1 pseudogene is annotated in these 1,438 nt (G+C 35.0%); it reads right to left on the reverse strand.

From position 1 onward, the window contains the following. Positions 1–101: 101 nt before the first annotated feature. Positions 102–1,327, reverse strand: a pseudogene (locus JCM15092_RS16370) (IS4 family transposase). Positions 1,328–1,438: the final 111 nt, after the last annotated feature.

Consider the following 1,438-nt stretch of genomic DNA (forward strand, 5'->3'; position numbering starts at 1 on the left):
TTTATAGCTGTCCGATAAAACCAGCGATAGCATATAAATATTTCCCGAGACTCTGTAAAATAGTGTTTCGGGTTATTTTTTCTGAAGACAAGCCCCCTCTGTCAAAAAAGTAGTTGTTCTTGTGGACCATCATTGACTTCATTTAAGTAAGCTTCCCAGTCTTTTTCCGGATGATTGAACAGACTGTAAAAATCTATATAGTACATAAGTGTTATTCTTACCATTGTAGCTAATCCGGAAAACTCCATGATCGTGTTAATCTCTTTCGCATAACCATTAAAAGTAAATTAGCTATAAGAGTTATCCAAATTTGAATCTTAATTGCGTTTTCACTTTCTCCGTAAAAGTATTTCAGAGGGAAGTTCTGTTTCATCTGTTTGAATAGAAGTTCTATTTCCCATCTCTTGCGATATATATCAACAATTTCTGTTGGATCAGACTCTATGTCATTAGTTAGAAGAGGTATAAGTTTGTGCTTTTTCTCATCAACATATGTTATAATACGGGCTTTATGAATGAGAGTTTCGTCATTTTGTTGTTGTTTGGTAAAGGATACCTGCTGTATACGTATCTCCATAAGTCCCTCAGGAGACTGATACATTGTATCGTTCAAGATATTGTATTTAAGGTTTTTCTTCATCTTGGTTACATAGATCACACCTCTTTGTGTCATCTTTTCAAGTTTAGCATAATCGATATAGGCGCGATCCATTGCCATAATGTCGCCTTTATTTAATGATGTCGGGTTTAACATGAAAGAGTCATTAGTAGCAGCAGAGGTGAACTTTATATCAGAAGGTATACCTTCGTTTGCATGTATAACGGTATGTACTTTTATACCACCTTTCTTCTTGCCTGTTTTAGGATGACGGCCAACACCTTTAAAAAGCAGATTTGAGAATAATGATATGGTGGTAGAATCTATTATTTGAAGACGTTTCATCCATTTTGGTTCATTGTGAGAGTGGCTGTCCGAAGAAAGTTGATTATGGTAAGTTGCATATAAATCACGATAGATAGATTCAAATACAGCTTCAGAACGTCTTTTGTTTGCATCAGACAATGTACTACGAGATGTCATCATGGAAATTCCAAGGTGATTTAACTTACGTGCTTCAGCCTGCAGTGATGCAGTAATTTCACGTAAGGAATCAAAACGAATAATAACAGCATAAAGCATGACAACTGTATGTGTCCAGCAATCAAATCTCTTTATATAACGTTCTCCACCAAGTTCCTTACTTGTTTTTAGAATTTTTGTCTTGTCAAGCAATCTTATTATCTGACTATAGAGAGGCTGTCCGCTAAAATGTGTACTTTTGCTCATGGTTATTTATTTTTGTGTGGTAACAAGCTAAATAACTACAAAGGGCTGACTCTAGAAAATAGAATCAGCCCTAATTTTATATTTGCGAAAAAGTTTTATCGGACAGCAATA

Source organism: Phocaeicola paurosaccharolyticus JCM 15092, from assembly GCF_000613805.1.
In the GTDB taxonomy this organism is placed as follows: Bacteria; Bacteroidota; Bacteroidia; order Bacteroidales; family Bacteroidaceae; genus Phocaeicola; species Phocaeicola paurosaccharolyticus.